This window comes from Chryseobacterium sp. MHB01, from assembly GCF_034651565.1.
GTDB lineage: Bacteria > Bacteroidota > Bacteroidia > Flavobacteriales > Weeksellaceae > Chryseobacterium > Chryseobacterium nepalense.
Genome location: NZ_JAYEDA010000004.1, coordinates 1 through 23,845 on the forward strand (window position 1 = coordinate 1; position 23,845 = coordinate 23,845).

Consider the following 23,845-nt stretch of genomic DNA (forward strand, 5'->3'; position numbering starts at 1 on the left):
CCCCCCCCCCCCAACCAATACAACAGGAAAAGCGAGTAGCGAGAGCCGGATTAAGCTCCTGAAATAAAGGGAGGTTGGAGCGTGTGAAAGTGTGAAATTGTTTGTGGAAATTTTTATTGAGGCATCGTTCAAATAAAAAGGCTCTACATAATAATAATGTAAAGCCTTTCTATATTATTAGAATAACAGATTATTCTTCTATCTTTTCCTTCTCTTCTTTTTTATCCGGGAAAATGAGAGATAAAATAACGGAGATTATCAATACGCCTCCTACAATCCCTAAAGAAACCGGAGACGGAATATGAATCCATGGTGCAATCAGCATCTTGACTCCAATGAAAGACAGAATAACTGCCAGTCCATAAGGTAATTTGCTGAACATGTGAATAAAATTTGCCAACAGGAAATACAACGATCTTAATCCTAAAATCGCAAAAATATTTGATGTATAAAGGATAAACGGATCATTGGAGATAGCAAATATTGCAGGAATGGAATCCACAGCGAAAAGCACATCCGTAAATTCGATTACCGCCACCACTACCAAAAGCGGAGTCGCCATTTTCATTCCGTTCTGAACGGTAAAAAATTTATCACCCACATAATTGTCAGAAACTTTCCAGAATCTTTTGATTAGCCTTGCTCCAGCCGTATTGCTGTAATCTTCCTCATCGTCGTCATCTCCATCACCCCAGGACTTGATTCCCGCATATACGAGGAACAGCCCGAATAAAGTCATTACAACATTAATTTTCACAGGGTGCCCGAAAATATTCATTTCAGGAAGATAGGTAAGATTGATCAATCCTACTCCGGCAAAAATGAAAATCGCTCTGAAGACAAGCGCACCAATAATTCCCCAGAAAAGCACTTTGTGATGAAGGTATTTCGGAACTTTGAAGAATCCGAAAACAAGAATGAATACAAATAAATTATCTACCGAAAGTGCCTTCTCAATCCAGTAAGCAGCCTGATACTGTGTAAATTTTTCTACAGCAAGCGCATGGCTTCCGGGACCCAGATCTGAATTGTACACCCAGTACACCACTCCCGAAAACACCATTGACAGCGAGATCCAGACAATTGACCAGATGGTGGCTTCTTTGGAAGAAACTTCATGACTTTTTTTGTTGAAAACTCCTAAATCCAGGAGCAACATGATAACTACGGTTACCGCAAATCCCCAAACCAGACCGGGATGAAGATCTAAAATGCTAGTATTTTGTCCCACTTTTAATGTGTTGTTGTTAAAATGATAAAAGCAATAGCTGTACGAATACAAATATTGCTGTTAGTTTATTATATTTTCAGATTAAATTCAATAGACCTTGGTTAAAGCCGGATCGAAATCCTGTTTTATAAGCAGGCTAAAGCCCGCTCCTATTGAACCTTAATCTTTATAAATAATTTTGTTTTACGGTTTCAATGGTTTCCTGCAATTTTCTGTCTTTTGTAGGATCTCCTATGGCGTTGAATTTCCATTCGTTGTTTCTTCGGTAGAAAACGCCCATTACCATCGAAACGTGACCTTTGAAAGAGGCATCATTGGCAATATCGTATTTTGCAAAAACTTCTCTTACATTCGTAGGAGTTCCTTCATAAATTCTGATTGAAGCAAAAGGAATTGTTCCGAAGTCCTGCCCTTTGTAACTGTTCAGAACCAGGGCAACATGCTCTACATTAGAATCGAGATTGCTGAAATCTATGGTAATCACCTCATTGTCCAGCCCGTCGTCACCGTTCACATCACCTGTAAGATCGTCCCCGCTGTGTTTAACCGCACCGTTTTTAGATTTAAGATTCCCGAAATAAATAACTTCCGTTGCATTTTTATTAGAATCGTACAAAATACAGCTTCCGTCCAGGTCTACTGCCTCGCGAGTTATCCCTCCGAAGAAACCTTTTTTCTCAATTGCACCCCAGTTTATTCCTACACACGCCTGTGTCAGAGTAGTTCCGTTTTCCTTGGTAAGGTTTATCCGTTGACCTTTTTGTAAGTTAATAGCCATCTTTTTATGTTTAGTTTGTTTATATTTTACGAGTTGTAAAAGTCGTTAATTATTATTTAAATTTAAATTCAGCATTGCGCGCAGAATATTTGTTTCTTCATTAATATCGAACATTTTGCTCATCACATCCGTATTTTCGAGGTTTTTAATATAATCTTTCAGGACTGCTGTCACCTGATCGGGTAATGTTCTTTTTCTTTCAGTCATTGCTTCTTCAAGATCCTCATTCTTTTTTTTGAGCTGATTGATGATGATCCCGCGATTTGATTCGTTGGGAGCCGTATTCAGCTTTTCCATTTTTTTAGGATCCGCCAGATACATCTTATGCCCTTCAATATCAAAGATGAAAAAATCTTCTGACTGGAAAATCTTAAACAGTTCATATTCATTTCCCGAAACCGCAAAACCACACACAAAACGAACCTTAAAGCTCTGAATATTAAGTCTCCCCAAAAGCTTTCTTTCAATTTGATAGTCCTGATACCGGTAAGCCGGAAAATTACCAGGTTTCAGCAGTTCTTCATCAACTTCTGATCTGTAAAACTCAGCAGCATATTTTTTATAGAAATATAAAACCTCTTCCCAGTTGACCGTGAATTTGTTTTCCGTGAGGTCATGATATAAATCCTTCATGTGACGCGAGAAATTTCCGCTGTATATTTTCCGGTCGGTCTCAAAACCGTCTGCCTGCTTTTCCTCGAATCCGGAAATATATTTCCTGTTGATTTCTATTTCATTGATCACGGCCAGCATGTCATTTTCCTTCTGTTTTTTTATTTTCGTAAGAAGTTCAATAAGACTGTCGGTGTACTGCAGGTGAAACAATTCCAGTTTACTGTAATCAAGTCCCTTATTTTCCTGAAAAAGATTATGGATGATATCCGTCTTAATGTAGATGGAAATGATATCCACATTTTCAAAAAAATTGGCAAGAAGTTTAAGTTTTGTTAATCTTCTTTTACTTTGAGACAGTATGTTTACGGCTTCATCATTCACCTTTGTATAATGCTATTATCCTCTAACGTTTGCTTTAAGTTCGTCTTCCAGAGTCATCAGATCCTGATCCAGCTTTCTTCTTCCTTCCGCACCCTGCTTCTGGATCTGTTTTACCTCGTTCAATGTATTGATAAGTTTTGACGTTGTTTCTCTCAGCGTTTCAATTGATACAACGGTTTGCTCGTTGGCTCTTGCAACATTGATTGAATTCTGACCGAGACGTTCTGCATTTTTTCTTAAAATCTCTTCGGTTGTCGAAGAAACTTTCTGCTGAATTTCAATATTCTGCTGCTGTCTGTACATGGCCACTGCCAAAGAAAGCTGATTTTTCCAAAGCGGAAGCGTTGTCGTAAGAATAGTCTGCGCTTTTTCAGCAATAGATACGTTATTGTTCTGAACCAGTCTGATCTGCGGAAGCGACTGCATCATGATCAGACGAACGACTTTAAGATCGGCTAATCTTCTGTCTAATCTCGCAATAAAATCTCTTTTGTCAGCAATCTGGTAATCCTGATAGTTTTGTGGCACAGCTTCCATTGCAGCAAGTTCAGTTCCCGCCTTTTCCATTCTTAGGTTTCCGGCGATTACCAGCTCTTCGATTTGCTTGATTGCAGTGATATTACTTTCAAATATGGTCTGTAAAACAGCATTATCTTTTGTAGAAGTAATAATTCCTGCATTTACTTTATATGAGATCTGATCGATATTGTTGATGATCTTATCATATTTTGCAAATAGATTTTCAATCTGGGTCATTACGCTCTTCATGAAAGGCAATTTGCTTAAGAAGCTCTTGAATTTATTCTGATTAAGCTCTTCTACATCAACGTAATTCAGCTCGACCAATAAATTATTGATCAGTTCTCCGACTTCTCCCGAGTTGGACCGTCTTACATTCCCAAGGAAACTGTCACTCTGATTAGATAAAGTTCTCTGAAGATCTGCCCCGAAATTCACAATGGATCCCGGATTGGTTTCATCAATAGAGTCTGCAAGAACTTCGTATTTCTGGCGTTCTTCAGATGGTAACTGGGTAAGGTTTACATTTCCTTCCCTGTCTACCACTGGGGCCGGAGGTGTATTTGGCACCTGTCCCGGTGGAGGATCCATCGGAGTCGGTTCAAATGTTTTTAAGGGTTCAATTGATCCAAACGGATCTATGGGTTGATTGGGTTGGTTATCCATGATAAGATTATTGATAGATTTCTACAAATTTTTCGAGACCTTCTCTCTGACCGCTTCCTACGGCTTCAAATTTCCATTCGCCGTTTCTGTTATAGATTCTTCCGAATTCTACTGCTGTTTCAATGGAGAAATCTTCGTCAAGTTCGTATTTTAAAATTTCTTCGTTGGTATCTGTATTAAAAATTCTGATGAAAGAATTTCTTACCTGTCCGAAGTTTTGTCTTCTGGAATCTGCTTCGTGAATCGTTACCACAACGGTGATTTCTTTCACAGCCGGATCAATTTTTGTAAGGTCGATTTTAATCTGTTCATCATCGCCTGCGCCTTCTCCTGTTAAATTATCTCCCGTATGAATCACTGCTTTATCAGGAGATTCCAGGTTATTGTAAAAAATAAAGTGATTATCGGAAACCAATTTTTTATTTTCTCCCAATAAAAATAAAGAGGCATCGAGGTCAAAAGCTGTTCCCGTAGAAGTATTATTGATATCCCATCCTAAACCTACGGTAAATTTTGGGGCGTTTATGTTTTCTCTTTGTCCTTTCTGTAAGTTAATAGCCATAATATAGTTCAGTTTGTGTTAATGTATTAATATTGTTTTCGTATTCTTTTATTAAATGATAATTGTTGCTGATCGCCAGTTCCAACAGCTGATCCATCTGTTCTTTCTTTACTTTAGACGAAAGATAATCAAAATTACCTGAATCGAGGCCTAAAATATATTTTACAATTCTGGTATTAAACTGAAAACCTGGTTTCAGCATTACTTCTGCAACGTGCTCTACACTTTTTACCGCATAATAATTAAAATAATTTTCAATTTTCGGATCAAGGTCAAAATTCATCAGTTCCGCGTAATACATGAACAAAAAATCTGCCTCTACCTTATATTCATGAAGAATTTTATTCACAGTAAACTCATGACTTCCTGTTATTTTGATATCGTCTATAAAAATACAAAGTTTTCCCCTAAGAAAATCTTTATCAAGATAATAAGTGTCGTTGGCAATCAGATTTTTGCGATCTTCGAAGCTCAAATTTCCATAATCCGTCGTGTATGTATGATTTCTGTTGATTTTTGAGAGGATGCTTGATTTCTTTCCTTTCTGAAACAGATAAAAATCCAGATGCTTTTTAAAGTAAAAGCATAAAAAATTGGAGGCAGTAGGAATTGCCATGTACGGACTTGGCAAAACAACAATATCTTTATCTGTATCGAGGATGTTCTCATGTGCTGAAATAAATCCTTCGAATAATTCTTTTGCAAATTTTGCAGCATACGATTTGTCTCCATACTTGAAATAGCTGTATTCTGCGGGTGAGAAAGTAAATTCATCTGCAGAATGGATGTGATGTAAGCTGTATCGTTTGTTCATAATTTATATTTTGGGTCTAAGTAAGTGTGCATTGAAACCAAAATCTTTTGCCCCTTTGTAGTCTGCAATAGGATTGTCTCCGATGTGTAATATCTGTGCGGAATCTAGATCCTGATTTTTAAGCTGATTTTTTACTTCCTGAAATATTTTCGGATCCGGTTTGGAGCAGTTGGCTTCGTCAGAATAAATGTGAAAATCGATGTACTGATCAAGATCTTCATTAATCAGAAATTTCCTCATTGTTTTTCCTTTAATAAAACCTGTATTGCTTAGTATATTAATTGTTTTTCCCTGATTTTTAATTTCATCAAAAAAATCATGCAGGTTTTCGAAAATCACCACAGGTTTATATTCCAGAAACAATTCTTCACTTTTTTGATAGAATTCGTTTAATGTACCTTTATTAATCTGTTTTATATCAACTTGTAAAGCACTCAGAATAAGAAGATAAATTTCAAAAGTATCTACATTTCCTCCGATAACCTCATTAATGGAATTGCAAAGATCATCGTAATATTTTACAATTTTTGCCACTTCATTTATCGGCTTTTTCACTTCAAAAAATGAAGAAAAGAGCTCAACTCTTTTTGTTTTAAATTCGGGGTGAGATTTTATTAAGGTAAGCCATAAATCAAAGGAAAAATGTGAATGATTATGGATGTCAATATCTGTTTTCAAAACGGTTTAGTTAAAAGTTTATTTAGCTTAATTCCTGAAAAAAGATGTCAATAAGTTACATTTATTCTTATCATCGATTTTTCTTCTGATGTCAATTTAATCCAAAGATAAAATTTTTAAATTAATGGGTAAATGTTGTGCGGTGTTTTAAGAAATTTTTATGATTTTCCGCAATTGAATTTAATATTTAGTGAAAGAGAATTTTATTTAAGCGATGATAATACACAAACATTATCAAAACCTAAACCCCTCAAACACAACTACTCTACTTCCCCGGCATTACCTTGTACGTAGGATCATCCTGAATATTGACTTCAATTACCGCTTCAGCGTTTTTCAGCATTTTGCGACAATCCTCGCTGAGATGTTTTAAATGTAAAGTTTTTTGTTGTTCCGCGTATTTTTTAGATAATTTGTCTAAAGCATCAATGGCACTCATGTCCACAATTCTACTTTCTCTAAAATCAATTACCACCTGATCGGGATCGTTTACAGGATCAAATTTGTCAATAAAAGTAGTAACAGATCCGAAAAACAGGGGTCCGAAAATCTGATAATATTTAATTCCGTTTTCATCCGTATATTTTCTTGCACGGATTCTTCTGGCATTGTCCCATGCAAAAACCAATGCTGAAATAACAACACCTACCAATACGGCAAGTGCAAGATTATGTAATATGATTGTAATTAAAGCGACTGTAATCCCAACAAAAATATCAGATTTCGGCATTTTATTGACAATTCGGATAGAAACCCACTGAAAAGTACTGATGGCCACCATCATCATAACGCCAACGAGTGCTGCCATCGGAATCTTTTCTATGAAAGGAGCCCCAACTAAGATGATAATTAAGATTGTGACGGATGCAATAATCCCGGAAAGCCTTGCCCGGGAACCAGCATTAAGATTTACCAGGGTTTGTGCAACCATGGCACAGCCTCCCATTCCACCGAAAAATCCGTTGGTCATATTGGCCAGTCCCTGTGCGACCGATTCTTTATTCGCATTTCCTTTTGTATTGGTAATTTCATCCACCATTGATAAGGTAAGAAGTGATTCTATCAGTCCGACTCCTGCCATAACGAGTGCATAAGGAAAAATAATTTGCAATGTTTCAAGTGAAAAAGGAAGATCCGGAATATGAAAATGTGGCAAAGTCCCACTAATGCTTGCAATATCGGCAACAGTCTTCGTGTGAATTCCAAAACCAATAACAATTCCAAACACAATGAGAATAGCCACAAGAGAAGCCGGCACCACCTTCGTGATTTTCGGAAAAAAGTAAACGATGGCAACAGTAAGCAAAGTGAGGCCCAGCATTACGTACAGTGCTGTTCCCTGAAGCCAGCCGGTGATTCCGTTTTCATTTACAGTTTTAAACTGCTCCACCTGAGCCATAAAAATAATAACAGCCAAACCGTTCAGAAAACCATACATTACAGGCTGCGGAATCAGTCTTACAAATTTACCCCATTTAAAAATACCTACCATCAACTGAAATATCCCGGCCAGAACTACGGTGGCAAAGAGATACTCTACACCGTGCGATTTTATTAAGGCAATAAGAACAACAATGGTAGCGCCAGCTCCACCGGAAACCATTCCGGGACGGCCGCCGAAAACTGCGGTCACCAATCCCATCATAAATGCTGCATAGAGACCCGTAAGTGGTGAAAGCCCGGCCAGAATCGCAAAAGAAAGTGACTCAGGAATCATGGTCATAGCAACCGTGAAGCCGGCTAGCAACTCATTTTTAAAATTTATTTTCTGTGAGAAATCGAATAAAGCGGTGGTATTTTTCATTTTGCAGCAAAGGTAGTGACTATACAACCCTCATCCAATAGTATGCTATTATTGGCTTTAGTAAAAATTAAATTTATCTATCAGCTGTTTTAGTTTAAGAAATGGATAATATTAATATTTGATACATCTGTTTTATAGCTTTGTTCTGTTAAAACTAAAATTATGATCAAAGGATTATACGAAACCCATATTCAGGTAAGTAACCTTGAAAATGCCATCAATTTTTATACAGAGGTTTTAGGATTGAAATTAGCTCATCAGGATGAAAACCGCCGGATTGCTTTTTTATGGGTGGGAGAAGATCGAGATTTCATGCTGGGTCTCTGGGAACAGAAAGAAAACCTGCAAACGCGTCATTTTGCTTTCAGAGTTGATAAGGAAGATCTTTTGAATACATCTGTTGAGTTTCTCAAAAATAAAGATTTAATCCCCTACAACTTCCTGAAAAACGGATCTGAAAAACCAATGGTTTTTGCCTGGATGCCAGCATTGGCGATTTACTTTAATGATCCCGACGGAAATCAGCTGGAATTCATCTCTATCCTTGAAGGTAAGGAAAAACCGGAACTGGGAATTCTTTCTTACGAAGAATGGCTGGAGAAGACTTCGTGACAAAACGATTCCGGCTTTGCATTCGCAAAGCCGGAATCTATAAAGACAGGTATTAGTTTATCTTGCAAAAATCTCTTTCAGCTGAGAAACAATATTATTATTTCCGGATACGGTAATATCTCCGATTTTATCGGCAATCTTCTCCATATATTCCATTTCTTTCAGCTTCCAGAGCACTTCATTTTCTTCCATAAGTTTGGCGGTGTTCAGCAGGCTTCTTGTAGAAGCTGTTTCCTCACGTCTCATAATGGTGTTGGCCTGGGCTTTCTTTTCAGCAATTAAAACCTGGTTCATGATCTCTTTCATTTCTCCCGTTAAAATCACATCCCGAATTCCGGCATCAGCAGCTTTCAGACCGAGATCTTCGGCTTTATTTCCAAGGTTCTGAAGAATTTCTTTTCCCACGGAATCTTTCTTCAGAAGCAGCTCATCAAGAGTTAAAGCTCCGACAAATTCCCGTAAAGCCAACTGCATAAGGATATACAATTGCTTATCATATTCTTTATTTTCCATTAAGGCTTTTACAATATTTTCCACCTGGAAACGGACATAAAAGTTAATTCTGAGCATCGCTTTGTCTTTCGTCAGAAGCTCCTGGCCTGCAATTTCCATTTGCTGCATTCTGGTATCGATGGCTTTTGCCTCTACAGAAATTTCATTGTTCCAGAAATAGTATGTTCCGGCTTCTAAAACACGGTCCAGCTTTCCGTCGATCAGCAAAAGACCTTTATACTGGTTGGTGATGACAAATTTTCTAACAAAACCCTTGAGCTTTGTATTTTCCAGAATTGTTTTAGAAATATTTTCGGTAATTTCCACTTTCGTTAAATCGATTCTTTGAAATGTTCTGTTGAAAATACCTTTCCAGAAAGCGTACTGTCCTACGTTCAGCACTTCTTTGAAAATTCCGCTTTCGTAAACAAGCACAATTTCACCGTCTTTTATCTCAACAACATCAAGCATGTCTTTCAGTCCTTCGTTTTTCAGCAAAAGAGTAAGATCAGTATTGCTTTTAAAAGAATATTTCATATCGTAGATCTCTACCGTTTTATTCCCAAAAATCCAGAAGCTCCCTTCTTTCAGGATGTCGATCAGGTTTCCGTTTCTGAAAACAAGACCTCTCTCGTATGCTTTAATGTGTACATTTTTTATCATGATTTTTATTTTTTAACAGTTATTATTTAATAAAAGGAAATCCCTGATCTCTTCTTCCAAAAAATGCGGAAGCAAAGCGTTTAACAAAAAATCCACTGACTTCAAACTCAATTTTCAGATTTATACTGAAATTCAGATCTTGGGCGTGTCCCTCGCCACAGCATTTCCTGCAGCCCGGGTCGCTACGTTCACTTCTATCTTTTTTGCTTACAAAAAAGGATATCCGTTACCATCGCTCACGCTAAAGACCGTACTTTCAGCATTTGTCTGAAATGATAAGCTCTTCCATACCGTTTCAATTTTAGAAAACCTCTTTTCTTACAGGCTTTTTCAGAATGCTGATTTAACAACCGAAAACATCCCGGATTTTCCAGTGCGGATATTTTTGATGAGAATACCCAAAACTCGCGAAAAAATAGATTTTGAGTCTATTTAAAAATTGATCTACAAACTAAATGTAGGCGTATACCATTTCCGCCATACCAATCATCATTGGCAGTGGGACTCGAACCCACAAATCATAATGCTATTACTCTAACCGGACTGAGTTATATTCCCTTTTAGGAAATAGGAGGATTCGAACCTCCGACCCATAGCGTATGGTAGAAGTTTTTGGCGACTTCCAAACCTTCAGGTCAAGCTGAACAGAACGAAATCATGTTCCTCAACAAATCATTCTGCAATGGTGATATACCGAAACACTCAACAAGACCTGCCTGATATTTTTGACTAAAATCTGTCTTTCAAAATTTTAGTATTATTCTTTTTGATGATGCAAAATAAAATCCCTATTGCGCAGTGTTTTTGCGTAGTAAAATTATTTTTTAACCTTAAGGGAGAGAAGTTTTAACATACGCATTTACTTCCTGCTTCCATCATCCTTTCCACATTGCTTTAATTTCTCGGTGCAAAAGGCGGAGTCCATTTTTTCTTATTCATGATTTCCTTTACTTCTTCGTAGGAAACAGGATAAAAATTATGACAGTCTACCCCTACATCGAAACTTAATGTCATTTCATCATCCGGCAATGTTCCGTGCGAATGGCCGTATAGTTGCCAGACACCACGGTGTGAGCCGTTCCATGTTCTGAGGGAGTAATGAAAAAGAATAATTTTTTGTTTGCCGTTGCTGTTGTCGGCTTCATCAATTCTTAATTCGTGGTAATCTCTGATGGACGCAAATCGTTTTGGATACGTTAATGCTGCTCCTTCATGATTTCCTTTTATCAAATGAATATTTCCATTCAAACGATCCAGAATTTCTTTGGTAAAATCCGGTTTGCCTAAGCTAAAATCTCCTAAATGGTAGACGGTATCATCTTTACCTATTTTCTCATTCCATCGTTTAATAAGTTCTTCATTCATATGCTCCAACGACTCAAAAGGTCTTTCGGAGAATTTTATAATATTGGCATGACCGAAATGATGGTCTGCTGTAAAAAATATATTTTGTTTCATTGTTTTAAATTTTAATTGTTTTTACTTAAACCTCACAAGTTTGAAAACCTTTGAGGTTTCATTACTATTACGCAAGTATTAAATTATTTGTAATTCATTATTTTTCATTTGAGTAAGATGTCTCTGAGCATGAAGTGAAAGAAAATAAATATATTCATAGACATTAATCTTTCCTAATTCATTCACTGTCATTGTTGTTTTGCAGAGAAGACCTTCACCATTTTTCATTAAATTCAAATAATGTAAACATTGCTGATATTGCTGAATAATTGATTCCCTGATTTCATACAAATTCAAATCGCCTTTCGGCTCCATATGTTCCGGTCTTACCCATTCAAAAGCTCGGTGCTCTCCTACTTTTTCAAACTTTTCTTTATTAAAACTGTAATTTCTTATTTCAGAGTTTACATCGAGATGATGATAATTCCGTATTGCTTTTCTCGAACCTTTTTCAATAAGAATCAACAAATAAAAATTAGTAAGATAAATATGCTCTAAAATCTGCAGAACAGTCCAACCACCATTCAAAGATCGATAATTCAACGTCGTATTTTCTTTATCAAACCATCTGTCAACCTCATCAAAAGTGAATTTCAAATGCGTTTGTATAAACTGTATACATCTAAATATGTCCATTTACAATTTTTTAAAGTTTCTTAAAAGGCTTTCAATATTTTCCTTTCCTACAGGATTCATGGAATGAGAGTAAAATTGCGGCAAGTCCGTGCCATTATCCATGCAATATTCTACCAGCCACTTCGCACAGTCGTATCCTGTTTTTTCGACAAATTGCTGAGAATCCTGTTGAAGATGATGTACATCCGCAAGATCATGGTCAAAAGAGATCATGTCCGGTAAGCCGTTTTCCAAAATTCTGTTGATAAACTGCTTGTAATTCCGAACGATATGCCAATCGCCTCTTAGGAAAATATCCTGTTTGGTGTAGTGATACACCTCAATTGGGTATCGTATATCATCCAGAAACAATAATCTTTTTGTCAATTCCATTTTTTTATTTTATCCTTTTATTTTTCCGTACTAAAACGCAAGTTTAGATTTGTAATTATTTGCGCTGCTTTTAGCTATTATACCATCATATCCGCACAGTTAGAACTCGCGAATGCGTAAGGTTTTGCTTTAAATACATAACCCATTCCGAGAATGTATCCCATGGCATCTTTTAACGCTACATTGGACTTGAAATCCGGATCGGTGTTAATGTCTGCGTGCACCTCCATTTCTACTCCGTAAGCATCCAGTACTGCGCAGATCGCATAAGCAATTTCTACGGATTTGTTCACCTCATTCAACATACGTTCTTTGATACTGATGCGCTGGAATTCTTTTTCTTTTCTGATAAAGGTAAACGCTCCTTTTCCCTCGCGAATAAAAACTACTGCCGTAGCATAATTAATGACATCTCCGTAAACATGGGAATCTGATCCCACACATACTTTCAGTCGGTATCCACTGCCTTGTTCGCGGATGATGGCTTCTTCTACCAGCTGTGTGATAGAGTTTTGGAAAATTTTTCCGTTCATATTTTGCCATACTTGTTGTTGCGTTTCCATTTTTCTACATGTTTTTGTTTTGTTTAAATTTTAATAATTATGTCAATCGTAAATCCATTGTACTCTCAATTTAAAATTCATTTGCGGAGCAAATTCACCATTGACCATTAACATTCTTGCACTCCGAACCGGATTTGAACCAATACCATCAGTTTTGGAGACTGAGATGCTGCCATTACATCATCGGAGTAGTTTTTTGCTGATTCATCAGGATTGTTCATTTCCTTTCTTATTCATTTTATGTATTCACGAATGCTTTGCATTTCGAACCTGAACAACAAGAGTCAAAGTCTTGTGTGCTGCCAATTATGAATCAATTTTATAAGCAATAGGTAATGAGTAATTAAATCATATTTAATAAGTACTTTAATATATTGCTTGTTCTTATTCTGCGGAACAGACAGGAATTGAACCTATACCTTTAGTTTTTCAGACTAACGTGCAGACCATCTACACAACTGTTCCAATTATTTTTGAAGAAACAAAGCCTGTCTTAATTTTTGTTTGATATAAGAACTTCTGCGCTTTGACAGACTTTTCCTTTCTTCGGAACTAATCTCATTTTAGTTATTTGAGATGGTTGTGGGGTTGTTCATAACCTTATTTATTTTTTATTTAAATTCACGAATGTTTCACATTTCAAACCCACTCAGCTTACGCAACGGTTTTGCAGACCGCCCCGACTCTTCCACTTCGGCGAACCATCGTTTTGATGAGTACTTTTTAAACCTTACTGATCATTTTCTTAATTTCATTAAAATAAAGCCTGTCCTATTGTGTTTGATATAAGAACTTCTGCGCTCTGACAGACTTTATTTATCTAAAATTTATATTATGTTAAACCATTCATTTTTATTAAAGCATCAATCTGAGTTAAGAAAAGCCTGTCTACATTCCTGTGTTTTTTTGGCTAAAGATCGTCTGCGCTGACAGACTTTTCCTCTTCTCTTTTTGAAACAATTACATCCATCATTCTTGCGGTCTATGCGAGAATCGAACTCGCAGTGCCCGAGAGACAGTCGGGAAGGTTACCATTACCTCAATAGACCTTTGATTTGTGAATAGTCAATGTAAATCCGCTTTGCTTGTCAATTTTTAAATTCACTTATGAAATAAATTCACCATTGACCATTCACTTTTTGTAATCCCAGAAGGATTCGAACCTTCAACCCCCGGTTTAAAAGACCGGTGCTCTTACCTATTGAGCTATGAGATTGTTAATGTTGTGAATAGTAAATTATCAATTCACTTGCTTGTCAATTTTTTAAATTCACTTGTGAAACAAATTCATTATTCACATTTTTGGGTATCTCCGGGGATCGAACCCTATTCTCCGGTGCCACAAACCGACGCTTTACCAATAAGCTAGAGAAACCATAAAGCATAAAAAAACGCCTCTTTAGGGGAGGCGCTTTATATTTTCAGACGTGTCAGTGTACTAACTGACCCATTTATATAAGCACCTTTTATTTAATAATCCATTATCAAGAACACATGCACACACCAAATCCATTGGTTTTTGTCCGTGTAATTCTGAATGTTGATGAAATATGTTTCTAAATTGTTTCATTTTATTATTTTAAAAAGTTTTTGAAATGCTGAAAACCTGTTGCTTTCAATTTTCGGTTGCAAAGTAAATATGATTTTTTTTAATTCACAAATTTATTTTTCATTCAATCACCTGAAAATCAACACATTAAACGTTATTTTTAATATAGAAAATACCTGTCCGCAACGGATTGCAGATACTCTTACTACCTAAATGACTGTCTCTCATCGGTTTATTGATCACTTCTTATTTTCTTATTAATTGTTCATTGTTGATTAAAAAATATTCAATTTTATGGTTATTTTTTTTCATTCTAAATAATTTCTCTCCTAAAACACAAAAAAAACGCCTCGAAAATCGAGGCGTTCCTGTACTATTTGATAAAATTTTTACGGGTTTACAGTAAACAATTTTCAAAGAAAGCACATTTTGCCTCATTCAACAACATCCATTCATATCCAAACGATCCCTTTACTACAGGACGATCGCATAGATTTAAACTGATATGTGCTCTTTGTATTGTCATAATTTTGTTGCCGCAAAGATAAACGTTTTTTTGAAAAGTTTAATTTCTGAACATTTTATTCCTGCCTGTTTTATACCTTGAAATGTCTTTTAAAATGACCTCATCATCGGGATTGAAATGTTTTAATTCATTCACGATTTCCGAACGCGTCGTTACTTTTTCAGCGATGATTTCGTACGCAATGTTTCTTGTAGGAACCCGAAGCTCCGGAGCTTTTTTAAATTCCTGCTTCATGGCTTCCAGGTAAATGATCTTTTTATCAGAAGGCGTCTGTCCGAAGATTTGCAGAATTTCGTGCTCAAGCTTTTTAACATCACCAATATTATCGAAATACTGTTGCAGGCAATTGAGCGGATCGTGATTTTCTTCCCAACCTCTGAGAAGTACTTTCTGTGCTTCCTGATGCATATCCATTTTATTCCGATATATCAGGGAAGCTTTTACCATCTGATAACTCATTAGATAATCGTCTACAACCATCTGATAAAAGAGAAAAGCATTTTCCAAATCATCAATCATTTTATACAGGTCGCCCACTTTTTCTTTCTGCTGAAGTTCTTTATAGAGAATAATTGCTTTGTCGTACTGTTTAGCGTTCACATAGCAGTTTGCAGCATCCGCTTTATTATTAAGCTTTTTGAGATAGACAGCTGCTGCTTCGTTATAAAATTCGCCGTTCTCCAGTGTTTTAGCAGCTCGGTAATAATCTTTAAGCAAATTCATATAAACGACCGCTGCTTTTTTGTATTCATTATTCTGAATATGCTTTTCGGCAATATCTTCATACATGCTTTTTAATCGATCGAATATCGATGAATCTAAAGGAACTCCGTTACCACCATATTTTTTCTGCACGGGCGGCAGAGGATCTTTCTCTTTACTTTGAAGCAAAACAATCAATACCACAACGATGCAGACAAAAAATATAAACTTAAATACACCTGCTAATGCATCCTGTATCGCTTGCTGTGACCACTGTGCAATAATTGCAATTATTTTAAAAAGCACCAGTACAAAAAAAGCAACCAGGAATTTATCTAAAAATTTTCTATTTCTCATTCTTTCCTGATTTTAAAATGTCCATATCCTTACTGAATAATCTGTACAGAAGCACAATAACGCCGATAATCAGCAGCCATACCAGCCAATTATAGCCGAATGTTTTGATGAGCGGATAGAAAATATACAATAAGGAGGCAGCAAGTATAATAATGAGAATCATTTTGATTCCTTCAGAAACATATTCACCGCCCATATATAATGGCTTTTTCCTTACAAAATAGGAATACCCGGCCACCAAACCCATCATTGCCAGGATCATCCAGGTAATTTCTGAAACGGAAGTTTTCCCTTTTTCGACATCTCCAGATGTATTAAAAATCTTCTTTCCTGTTTCTTTATGGAAGACCACCGTTGGATCTGTAGTATGCAAAGTCCCATAGATTCTTGACAACGAATCAGATACAACTCTTTTTCTCATTTCCAACAGATCATCAGCAAGAAGTTTCTGAGAAATTTTTGTCATCGTATTGGAAGTATCTTTTCTGATGGAATCAAGGATTTTTGTGTGATAGCCTTCTGTTTTAAGTTTTACCAGATCTTCTGTCTTTTTAAGATAAACATTCTTTAGAGAATCTCTGGATTTTTTCTCTTTTAATCTGTACTCTTCGATTTTCCACAAAATCACGTCTCCGGTTCCATTCACCTGTTCATATTCCTGTATCAGCTGCCTTCTTTCTTTTCCGTACAGAGAATCGATAACCATATCAATTTTGGTAACTCCGGATTCAAAAGCAAGCTTGTTTTCTGGTACCGTCTCAACAGTGTGATCATTGTAAAGATCTGTTGAAACATTAGAAACCTGGATTTCTTCCGGATTGTTCTTCTTTGAGTCTAAGACAAAAATGATAATAACAACAAGCACTATAAATCCGATTAATACTTTCCACGAATCTTTCGATTTTTCAGATGAATTTTGAGACTGCTTATCCGCACCAATAGGGTCGCCGCCCATCCCGAACATTCCGAAATCAAAATTAAAATCTCCCCACCCCCCTCTTGAAGTCCCGTGAATATCCAACGGAACGCCAAAATAAACTGCCCGTTCCGGATACTTAGTAATGTAAGCGATATATTTTTCTATTTCTTCCAGATTTCCTTCCATTACCTTTTTCAGATCAAAAGGAAGATTTTTCATCCATTCTTCGTCCGTTTGAGGATTCATCAGCTGTTCCAGCAGATCGTCATCATTCATGTTTACCTGAAAACTCCGGATCTTTTGTGGAATATTTATTCCGTTTAGTGGCTTTCTGATGACTGATTCTGTTTTTGAGGAGTCCTGCAAAACGGTTATCCAGTCAATCTCTTCTATCAGTCGGACAAGCCCGAAGCCCGGGTGCATAATAATATATCGGGCATCCTGATATTTCCAGTCTTCAGCAATAAGCTTAGGATAGAAATCTGTATTTTCAGGGATAAATAATCGATTGTCGAAACATTGAAAATAACTGTGCTGCCCGATATCAGCGGGAGCATTATGAGTAAAGACCAAAAAACATCCGTACAAAACATTCGGTTCCTGCGAAGGGATCGCAAATGACTGAACTGCATTAAGATCAATACCCAGCAATTCCATTTCCTGTAGCCATACCTGTGGTGAGGAGCTTCTGATCAGCACTCCAGTTTTTGGGTAATTATTTTTCGGAAAAGGCTTAATCTTCAGTTCCATATTCCAGTATTTGGTCGATAAATCTTTTCAGGTAAGCTTCATACATTTCCTGCATTTCTTTTACTTTAAGCAACGTATGCTGTGGCAGATAATATTCTGCACCGGTAAATTCGGTATCCGAAGCCAACGCAGCAGCACGATGTTCCAAAGCAGGCATATAAAATACCGGAATATTGGCATTAATACTTCTGAATGTAATGATCCCTCGTGAATCTGTAATAATCTCACTTCCTTCAGAAAAAGTAAATTTATTTTTAATCTGATTTGCCTTAATGATAATCGGCAATTTATTTTTCATGAAATAAAGCGTACTTCCATAGTTTTTCAGCTCACTTTTAGAGAAAACGAGATTATGCTCACTGTTGATTCCGACTAGAGTAAAATTGCTTAATATTTTAAATTTATTAAACTTCAGCTTGTCCAGTTCAATATAGACTTTCCCGATGTTTTTAGCAATTTCAGCATCATTTCGAACCATTTGCATGGAAACTTCTCCTTCTACAGTAATACTAAAAATCTCATCCAGCTTTTCTTCATGCAGATAAAAATGTTTATCGAAGTAGACCAGCTGCACATTGGCAGGAATATCAAATCCGGAGACATTCAGCTCCGAATATTCTTTCGTTTCAATGTTGAGTTTTGAGATCAAATTCTTAGCCGGCTGATACTGGCACAGAATAAATTGTTGCTGCTTATTTTTTGCCAGGGCAAATTGTCCCTGATCTTTAACGGAAATATTTTCATACAGGACCTCGCAACCCCGATGTGTCCAGTAGCTTCCATAATATCCTTTATTATAATAATTATCGGTGAGATGCGTCCTCAGCAATTGCTTTTTACTGCTCAAAATAAAGAATTCGCCCTCATAAAGAAAGGTTGCAATCTGTTGCTTGGGAGCAGGAAAGAGTAACGGATAATTCTTAGGTACATCCGTTTTAGCCCCCTGTTCTGTAACATTATTGGATCTTCTTCTCTTTTTTGAAGGGGGATTTGCCCATAATTCCTTCAGGGGAAGCACGATTTTCTGAATATGTTTCCTGATTCCTTTCTGATGCTTAAAAAAATTCAGTTCGCCGGTTGCCGAAGTTGTCACCAGAAACTTGAGCCGGTCGCGATTCTCATTAATAATTTTCTGGAGGTTCTGATTTTTTATATTATCTTCATGTGTAATGAAAAAGACTTCCAGATCCTTACCCGTATGTTCTTCATTAAAAAACTTTTCCAGCGCTTTTGAAACTTCCAGAACAGGACTCACGAAATTCAGGTTGTCAATAACGTCTTCCACTTTATTCAATGATAAGGGGACAGTATGCTCTCCTAATGCGAAAACTTTACATTCAGAATGTGCTTTCGGATGCTTGATGACGGCGATGGCAGAAGCAAAGGCCATTACTTTCGGAGTTCCCCAGTTTTTCAGGGAAGTATCGATCAGAATGATCCTTTCAAAGATATTTTCTTCCGGCGGAATTTCCCTCTGGATATACAATGCTTCATTGTTGGCGACACGGTTCATAAAGATTTCATCATCATGGGCAAATTCCGACAACAGCATTCTGTGAAGTTCGCCTTTATTGGTCATATCAGAAATCCCACCGATGGGCTGATCTCCCGGCGAAAGGTGACGCATCGGGATTTTCAGTCCGCTCCATATTCTTTTGATAAGGCTTCCGACCTGGAAGGTTTTCGGTTCTTCAATCAGTTCTTCAATGAATTCTGCTCCACTTTCGATGGTCGTTTCCTCTTCAAGGACTTCTTCTTTTAAATCAGGAAGACCAATCTCATCATTCATGGCATTGATGATCGATTCTGTCGTTGGAAACTCGTTATAAAGATAAGCGAGTGTTTCGATATCGTTCCTGAAGACCGTTACATTCAGCTCTTCTTTTCTGGCAAATTCAGCAATAGCATGAGGTTTCCTTTCAAATTTCCGGATAACTCCTTCGGAATATTCCGGGGACATGCGGATGTGGGCATAATTGAAAATAGTCCTTAACAGAATAATTTTGTTGGAAGATCTTTTTAACGAATTCCCGAGATGCATCAGATTTTTTAAAAAGCTTTGCGCATCATAGACGTCATTCTCCATATCTGTTCCCGGAAATGCGTTTTTGTATTTTCTGATATAGAAAAATATCCCATCCATGTTTAGATGTCCGTCCTGAATCGCGTAGAGCACGAGCAATAATGAACCGAACGGCGGCAATCCCTGTCCTTTTAATTCTTTGAGAATACCCATGACATAGGCTCTGTAGGCAAGAGGTCCTACATTCGGAATAGAAATAAGGTTGTTTTCATGGTAGCCTGTATCATCGGGAACATCTTCATCGGTCGTCCACTCCCAGAAATAATTCTCGTAAGACCGAAAATATTCTCTTACATCCATTCTTTTGCTTTTTCGGTGAGACGGAACGAACTTACAGATAACTTCCGGAAATCGCTTTTAAGAATAGGAAGAAAACTACCATTCTCACTCCATAAAATCCAATGGTCGCGGTTCGCATTATATTTTCTTTGCAGTAAAGAACTCAGATTTTTAAATTCAAAATCAAAGCCTGCAGGAATCAGATGATCATCCTTTGTCCAGTATGTTTTTCCCGGAAAGCTTAGTAATGGCATTCCCAGAAAAAGCGCTTTATCATCAATGATAATCCAATCCAGTTTTTCGAGTTTAAATTTGGGTAAGGTGATCAGGCTGTCTTTTATATCATTAATTGAACTTAATAAAGCAACAGCAGGTTTCTCATCCTCGCTAGGTTTTAGTTTCACCTCAACTTTTTCATCAATTCCCAAAAAATTATTGTTGGAAATCGGGAATGTAAGCCGTAAGGCTTTATCGATAGGCGTCCAAAGCAATGCTGATCTTATTTTCTTACTGGGAACCAAAGCACTTTTGCGAAACAACAATCCGTTTCGCAGTTCGTACAGTATGAAGTTAGGCAATTGCTGGATTTCCTTTGAAACAGCCTGCTCAGCCGTAAATCCTTTAAGCCAGATCATTTCATCATCCAATGCGACCTGGATATTTCTCCAGTCGCGGATCGAACCTAAATATTCTTCATGCGGGCGGGGAATTTCAGCCCAGAATTCTTTTATATACTCTGAAGGATCTTTTGCCATAGACTTTCAATTTCCTGTTGAATATACTGTTTCTGTTCAGGATTTCTGATCCAGTCACAACGGGTCTGAAGATACCTCAGTTTATCTTTGATCACATTCTGTTCTTCAAATCTCAGTGTTCCGCTGTTCCACTTCTCTACAAGAATTTGTACATCTTTCATGACCTCTTCGGGATCAGGAGTTTTGTTCTGGAGTGCCTGCGGATGGACTTTCGGATGTTCGTCTTTCTCGATGGTCCGGTTGATAATGCCTTCCAAGATTTCGATCTGTTCTTCCGTATCCCAGATGTGTTTCAGTACCCAAAGATCAGAAATGACAGCCTCATTTCTTCCACAGATCAGGGCGCTTGCGGCAATAAGATTCTGCATTTTTACGGCTCTTCGGTCAGATATGGCAATTCCTGTATTGCGGAGGCTGATGATCGTGTTGAGGTACACTTCATAAATCGGCTTCAGATCTACCGTTTTACAAAGATTTTGCAGTTCTCTGATCTCTTGCGAAAGGATTTCCGGCAGTTCCGTTTCGGTATTGTTTTCGAGTTTTCTTCCGGCCAGAAGCACCTGATGAAGAAGCTCCGGGTTTACATAATCGACATTGATTCTGATGAGAAAACGGTCGAACAAGGCGTTCAATGCTTCGTCTTCGGGAAGGACATTGCTGGCACCAACGAACATAAGCGCCGGAAGATGCCTTGTTTCTTTTCCTCTTTTAAAGATCTTTTCATTTAAAGCCATTAATAAAGAATTCAGAATGGCAGAATTTGGGTTGAAAATTTCGTCAAGAAAAACCAGGGAAGCTTCGGGCATCATACCTTCGGTATTGGTAAGCAACTCTCCTTCTTTTAGTTTTCTGATATCGAAAGGACCGAAGATCTCGTTCGGTTCGGTAAAGCGGGTCAAAAGATATTCGAAGTTTTTTCCATCTTTTACGGTTTTGGCCAACGTTCTTACCATCGCCGATTTAGCAGTTCCCGGCGGGCCATACAAAAATGCGTTTTCCCTTGCCAGCAGGCAGATTCCCAATAAATCGATGACGTTATCTTTTCCGACAAAAGTATCTTTGACGTATGTGAGAACCCGGTTTAATTTTTCTATATTTTGAGTCATTTGTTTTTGTGTTATAATTTTTTGGCTTCTTTTTTAAACGCAAAGATTAGAAAGTTTCTTTGAACTACTACTGTTTTTAAGTTCGCAAAGGCGTTCTACTTAGCAAAGAAAACAAAACTTTTTTTCTTATGATAACAAAAAATTTGTATTGATATTCTATATTTTAATATTTTTTAATAGAAAATTACTTCGGCAGGCTCAGCATAAACCTTTTCCTTTAAAAGAGAAATACAGAAGTTAATTTTCTGTTATTTTTAATTCTTTCCAATAAATATCTTTATATAAGCCAAATTCAGCAATCAGCAAGTTGTTGATATAAGGAATTTCAGCAAGCTGATAGGATCTTTTTTCTACAATTCTTTCAAGATATAATTTTCGGTAGGTGCTGTCTTTCAATTCTTCTTCCCAATTGATATTTCCCGACTCTATATCAAAACCAATTCCTGAATAATGAAATTGCTGAAGGATATTTTCCAGTATCTTAATCAATGGATCTTCGGGATCTGCATTTTGTAATACCGAAATGACCTGTGGTAAAAACCGTAAAGATAAATCTGCTGATAATATGGAAGAAATATCTCTTTTTCCTTTATATGCAGGAATGAGCTTATGGATATCTTTGGCAGTATCTTGCCTGATAAGATATAATTGTGCACTGTGATACAGCACTTTTGCGGCCCATACCGCGGCTTCTTTATCAAAGTTTATTTCCAGGGATAAAAATTCGAGTCTTTCTTTTTCAAATTCTGCTTCTAAATAGTCTGCCGTATCCTGAATTTCTTTTCCTGATATTTCATAAAAATCTGTGAAAATCGTGATGCATTCTTCTTTCCGAAGAAGAAACAAAGTATCTAAAAAAGAAAATCCGGATGGCATCATATCAATAACAATTTGCAGAAATAAACAGCAGGAGAATTATTTTCTTTTAGAAGATTTTCTGATGTACAACTGAGGAGCCAGGACAACCTTCTTTTCCGTGGAAATACCGGATCCGCTTTCTTTTACGCTTTCCAGAAAAACCTGACCCGCCATTTTACCCATGATCAGCGGTGTCTGGTCCACAGAACTTATCGGCAGCTCCATAAACTGGGTAAAAGGTTCATTGGAAAACCCGATTACCGCCACTTCATGCGGGATTTTTATTTTCTTCTTTTTCAGTTCCTGACAGGCACCTAATGCTGCAAAATCACTGGCGGAAAAAATCGCATCCGGAACAGACTTCCTGTCCCAAAGTGTTTTAATTGCTTCAATGCCAGCTTCTATAGAGCTGCCTGTTGTGATGATATTTTCTTCTTTTACCTGAAAATGATGATCCGTTAAAGCCTGCTTATATCCGTTTAAACGATTCTGGTAAATTTCAAGATTCAGATCTCCTGAAAAATGGCAGATATTTTTATACCCTTCTTTGATGAGGTGTTCGGTGGCCATATACCCTCCGCGGTAATCATCGATGGTTACGGTGCTGATTCCCGAAATATCTTTTTTACGGTCGAAAAAAATGATCGGCGTATTACTGGTGTCCAGTATATTCTGAATATGGGACGTATCGATGGTTGTTCTTGAAACCGACATAAAAATCCCGTCTACCTGTGCATTCAGCAAGGTGTTGAGATGTCTTTTTTCAATATTCACATCCTCATGGCTCTGACAGATGATGACGTGGTACCCGAAAGGAGAAAGTTCTTCTTCAATTCCACGGATCACGGATGAAAAGAAATTGGTATTGACAAACGGAACGATGATCCCTACATTTTTGGTTTCCCCGCTCTTTAAAGCTTTGGCAAGATTGTTCTGTTTGTAGTTCATCTCCTTCGCCGTTTTGGTCACCAGGTCTTTTGTGGCCTGGCTTATTCTGGGATGATTGTTCAGCGCTCTCGAAACAGTTGCCACACTTACGTTAAGCTTCTTCGAAATATCATAGATGGTGGCACTTTTTTTATTCATACAGGTTTTTAGTTATGTCTCTAAACGAATG

The 23,845-nt window shown here is 37.2% G+C and carries 21 protein-coding genes and 6 tRNA genes; 1 reads left to right on the forward strand and 26 read right to left on the reverse strand.

Translation table 11 applies throughout. The features are described 5' to 3' along the window. Positions 1-190: 190 nt before the first annotated feature. The 8 genes from U9K52_RS07970 to U9K52_RS08005 all read right to left on the reverse strand — a co-directional run bounded on the left by U9K52_RS07970 (position 191) and on the right by U9K52_RS08005 (position 8,048). Positions 191-1,231: a TerC/Alx family metal homeostasis membrane protein gene (locus U9K52_RS07970; protein ID WP_263602381.1), complete on the reverse strand. Its 1,041-nt coding sequence runs from the start codon at positions 1,229-1,231 to the stop codon at positions 191-193. A gap of 166 nt (positions 1,232-1,397) precedes the next feature. Beyond that, positions 1,398-2,009 (reverse strand): TerD family protein, encoded by a 612-nt coding sequence (locus U9K52_RS07975; protein ID WP_312173517.1) that lies wholly within the window; start codon positions 2,007-2,009, stop codon positions 1,398-1,400. A 45-nt stretch (positions 2,010-2,054) separates the two neighbouring features. Beyond that, the gene (locus tag U9K52_RS07980) at positions 2,055-3,005 is read right to left on the reverse strand and encodes a hypothetical protein (protein ID WP_322925891.1); all 951 of its coding nucleotides are present in this window, start codon (positions 3,003-3,005) and stop codon (positions 2,055-2,057) included. A 15-nt stretch (positions 3,006-3,020) separates the two neighbouring features. Then, complete coding sequence (locus U9K52_RS07985) at positions 3,021-4,190, reverse strand: toxic anion resistance protein (protein WP_322925892.1); 1,170 nt, start codon at positions 4,188-4,190, stop codon at positions 3,021-3,023. Between the two features lie 7 nt (positions 4,191-4,197). Next, the gene (locus tag U9K52_RS07990) at positions 4,198-4,752 is read right to left on the reverse strand and encodes a TerD family protein (protein ID WP_248394717.1); all 555 of its coding nucleotides are present in this window, start codon (positions 4,750-4,752) and stop codon (positions 4,198-4,200) included. After that, entirely contained in the window at positions 4,742-5,566 is an 825-nt protein-coding gene (locus U9K52_RS07995; protein WP_322925893.1) for a phosphoribosyltransferase family protein, read from the reverse strand. Before U9K52_RS07995 ends, U9K52_RS07990 begins: the two co-directional genes overlap by 11 nt. 3 nt (positions 5,567-5,569) lie before the next feature. Then, on the reverse strand, positions 5,570-6,244 hold the full coding sequence (locus U9K52_RS08000; RefSeq protein ID WP_322925895.1) for an HAD-IA family hydrolase: 675 nt from the start codon (positions 6,242-6,244) through the stop codon (positions 5,570-5,572). 265 nt (positions 6,245-6,509) lie between these two features. Continuing rightward, positions 6,510-8,048 (reverse strand): SulP family inorganic anion transporter, encoded by a 1,539-nt coding sequence (locus U9K52_RS08005; protein WP_322925896.1) that lies wholly within the window; start codon positions 8,046-8,048, stop codon positions 6,510-6,512. Positions 8,049-8,210: 162 nt separating this feature from the next. Between U9K52_RS08005 and U9K52_RS08010 the strand changes: the two genes are divergently transcribed. Further along, positions 8,211-8,660 carry a VOC family protein gene (locus tag U9K52_RS08010; RefSeq protein WP_312173537.1) on the forward strand — a complete coding sequence of 150 codons (450 nt, stop codon included), beginning with the start codon at positions 8,211-8,213 and terminating at the stop codon, positions 8,658-8,660. A 57-nt stretch (positions 8,661-8,717) separates the two neighbouring features. Here the strand turns inward: U9K52_RS08010 and U9K52_RS08015 are convergent, their stop codons facing one another. The 18 genes from U9K52_RS08015 to U9K52_RS08100 form a co-directional block, all read right to left on the reverse strand. Then, positions 8,718-9,815 carry a slipin family protein gene (locus U9K52_RS08015; protein WP_322925897.1) on the reverse strand — a complete coding sequence of 366 codons (1,098 nt, stop codon included), beginning with the start codon at positions 9,813-9,815 and terminating at the stop codon, positions 8,718-8,720. A 493-nt stretch (positions 9,816-10,308) separates the two neighbouring features. Continuing rightward, positions 10,309-10,373 (reverse strand) — tRNA-OTHER (locus U9K52_RS08020). 336 nt (positions 10,374-10,709) lie between these two features. Next, a complete protein-coding gene (locus U9K52_RS08025; protein ID WP_322925898.1) occupies positions 10,710-11,273 on the reverse strand; it encodes a metallophosphoesterase family protein in 564 nt (187 codons plus the stop codon). Positions 11,274-11,351: 78 nt separating this feature from the next. Then, positions 11,352-11,909: a DinB family protein gene (locus tag U9K52_RS08030; protein WP_322925899.1), complete on the reverse strand. Its 558-nt coding sequence runs from the start codon at positions 11,907-11,909 to the stop codon at positions 11,352-11,354. Continuing rightward, positions 11,910-12,281 carry a cyclic-phosphate processing receiver domain-containing protein gene (locus U9K52_RS08035; protein ID WP_322925900.1) on the reverse strand — a complete coding sequence of 124 codons (372 nt, stop codon included), beginning with the start codon at positions 12,279-12,281 and terminating at the stop codon, positions 11,910-11,912. Positions 12,282-12,358: 77 nt separating this feature from the next. After that, the gene (locus U9K52_RS08040; RefSeq protein WP_248394728.1) at positions 12,359-12,844 is read right to left on the reverse strand and encodes a ribonuclease H-like YkuK family protein; all 486 of its coding nucleotides are present in this window, start codon (positions 12,842-12,844) and stop codon (positions 12,359-12,361) included. 119 nt (positions 12,845-12,963) lie between these two features. Then, positions 12,964-13,034 (reverse strand) — tRNA-Trp (locus U9K52_RS08045). 202 nt (positions 13,035-13,236) lie between these two features. After that, positions 13,237-13,309: transfer RNA gene (locus tag U9K52_RS08050), tRNA-Phe, on the reverse strand. 513 nt (positions 13,310-13,822) lie between these two features. Continuing rightward, positions 13,823-13,893 (reverse strand) — tRNA-Asp (locus U9K52_RS08055). A gap of 93 nt (positions 13,894-13,986) precedes the next feature. Then, positions 13,987-14,060: transfer RNA gene (locus tag U9K52_RS08060), tRNA-Lys, on the reverse strand. An 88-nt stretch (positions 14,061-14,148) separates the two neighbouring features. Beyond that, a tRNA-His gene (locus tag U9K52_RS08065) sits at positions 14,149-14,220 on the reverse strand. A 738-nt stretch (positions 14,221-14,958) separates the two neighbouring features. Then, positions 14,959-15,978, reverse strand: a complete 1,020-nt coding sequence (locus tag U9K52_RS08070) for a soluble NSF attachment family protein (RefSeq protein ID WP_263602372.1) — start codon at positions 15,976-15,978, stop codon at positions 14,959-14,961. Then, positions 15,968-17,647, reverse strand: a complete 1,680-nt coding sequence (locus tag U9K52_RS08075; protein WP_322925901.1) for a hypothetical protein — start codon at positions 17,645-17,647, stop codon at positions 15,968-15,970. Before U9K52_RS08075 ends, U9K52_RS08070 begins: the two co-directional genes overlap by 11 nt. Next, positions 17,631-20,030 carry a hypothetical protein gene (locus U9K52_RS08080; protein ID WP_322925902.1) on the reverse strand — a complete coding sequence of 800 codons (2,400 nt, stop codon included), beginning with the start codon at positions 20,028-20,030 and terminating at the stop codon, positions 17,631-17,633. Before U9K52_RS08080 ends, U9K52_RS08075 begins: the two co-directional genes overlap by 17 nt. Then, positions 20,021-20,764 (reverse strand): hypothetical protein, encoded by a 744-nt coding sequence (locus U9K52_RS08085; protein ID WP_322925903.1) that lies wholly within the window; start codon positions 20,762-20,764, stop codon positions 20,021-20,023. Before U9K52_RS08085 ends, U9K52_RS08080 begins: the two co-directional genes overlap by 10 nt. Beyond that, on the reverse strand, positions 20,737-21,870 hold the full coding sequence (locus U9K52_RS08090) for an AAA family ATPase (RefSeq protein ID WP_322925904.1): 1,134 nt from the start codon (positions 21,868-21,870) through the stop codon (positions 20,737-20,739). The genes U9K52_RS08085 and U9K52_RS08090 overlap by 28 nt, the downstream gene beginning before the upstream one ends. 237 nt (positions 21,871-22,107) lie before the next feature. Next, complete coding sequence (locus U9K52_RS08095) at positions 22,108-22,749, reverse strand: hypothetical protein (RefSeq protein ID WP_322925906.1); 642 nt, start codon at positions 22,747-22,749, stop codon at positions 22,108-22,110. Positions 22,750-22,785: 36 nt separating this feature from the next. Continuing rightward, on the reverse strand, positions 22,786-23,814 hold the full coding sequence (locus U9K52_RS08100) for a LacI family DNA-binding transcriptional regulator (protein WP_263602367.1): 1,029 nt from the start codon (positions 23,812-23,814) through the stop codon (positions 22,786-22,788). Positions 23,815-23,845 lie beyond the last annotated feature (31 nt).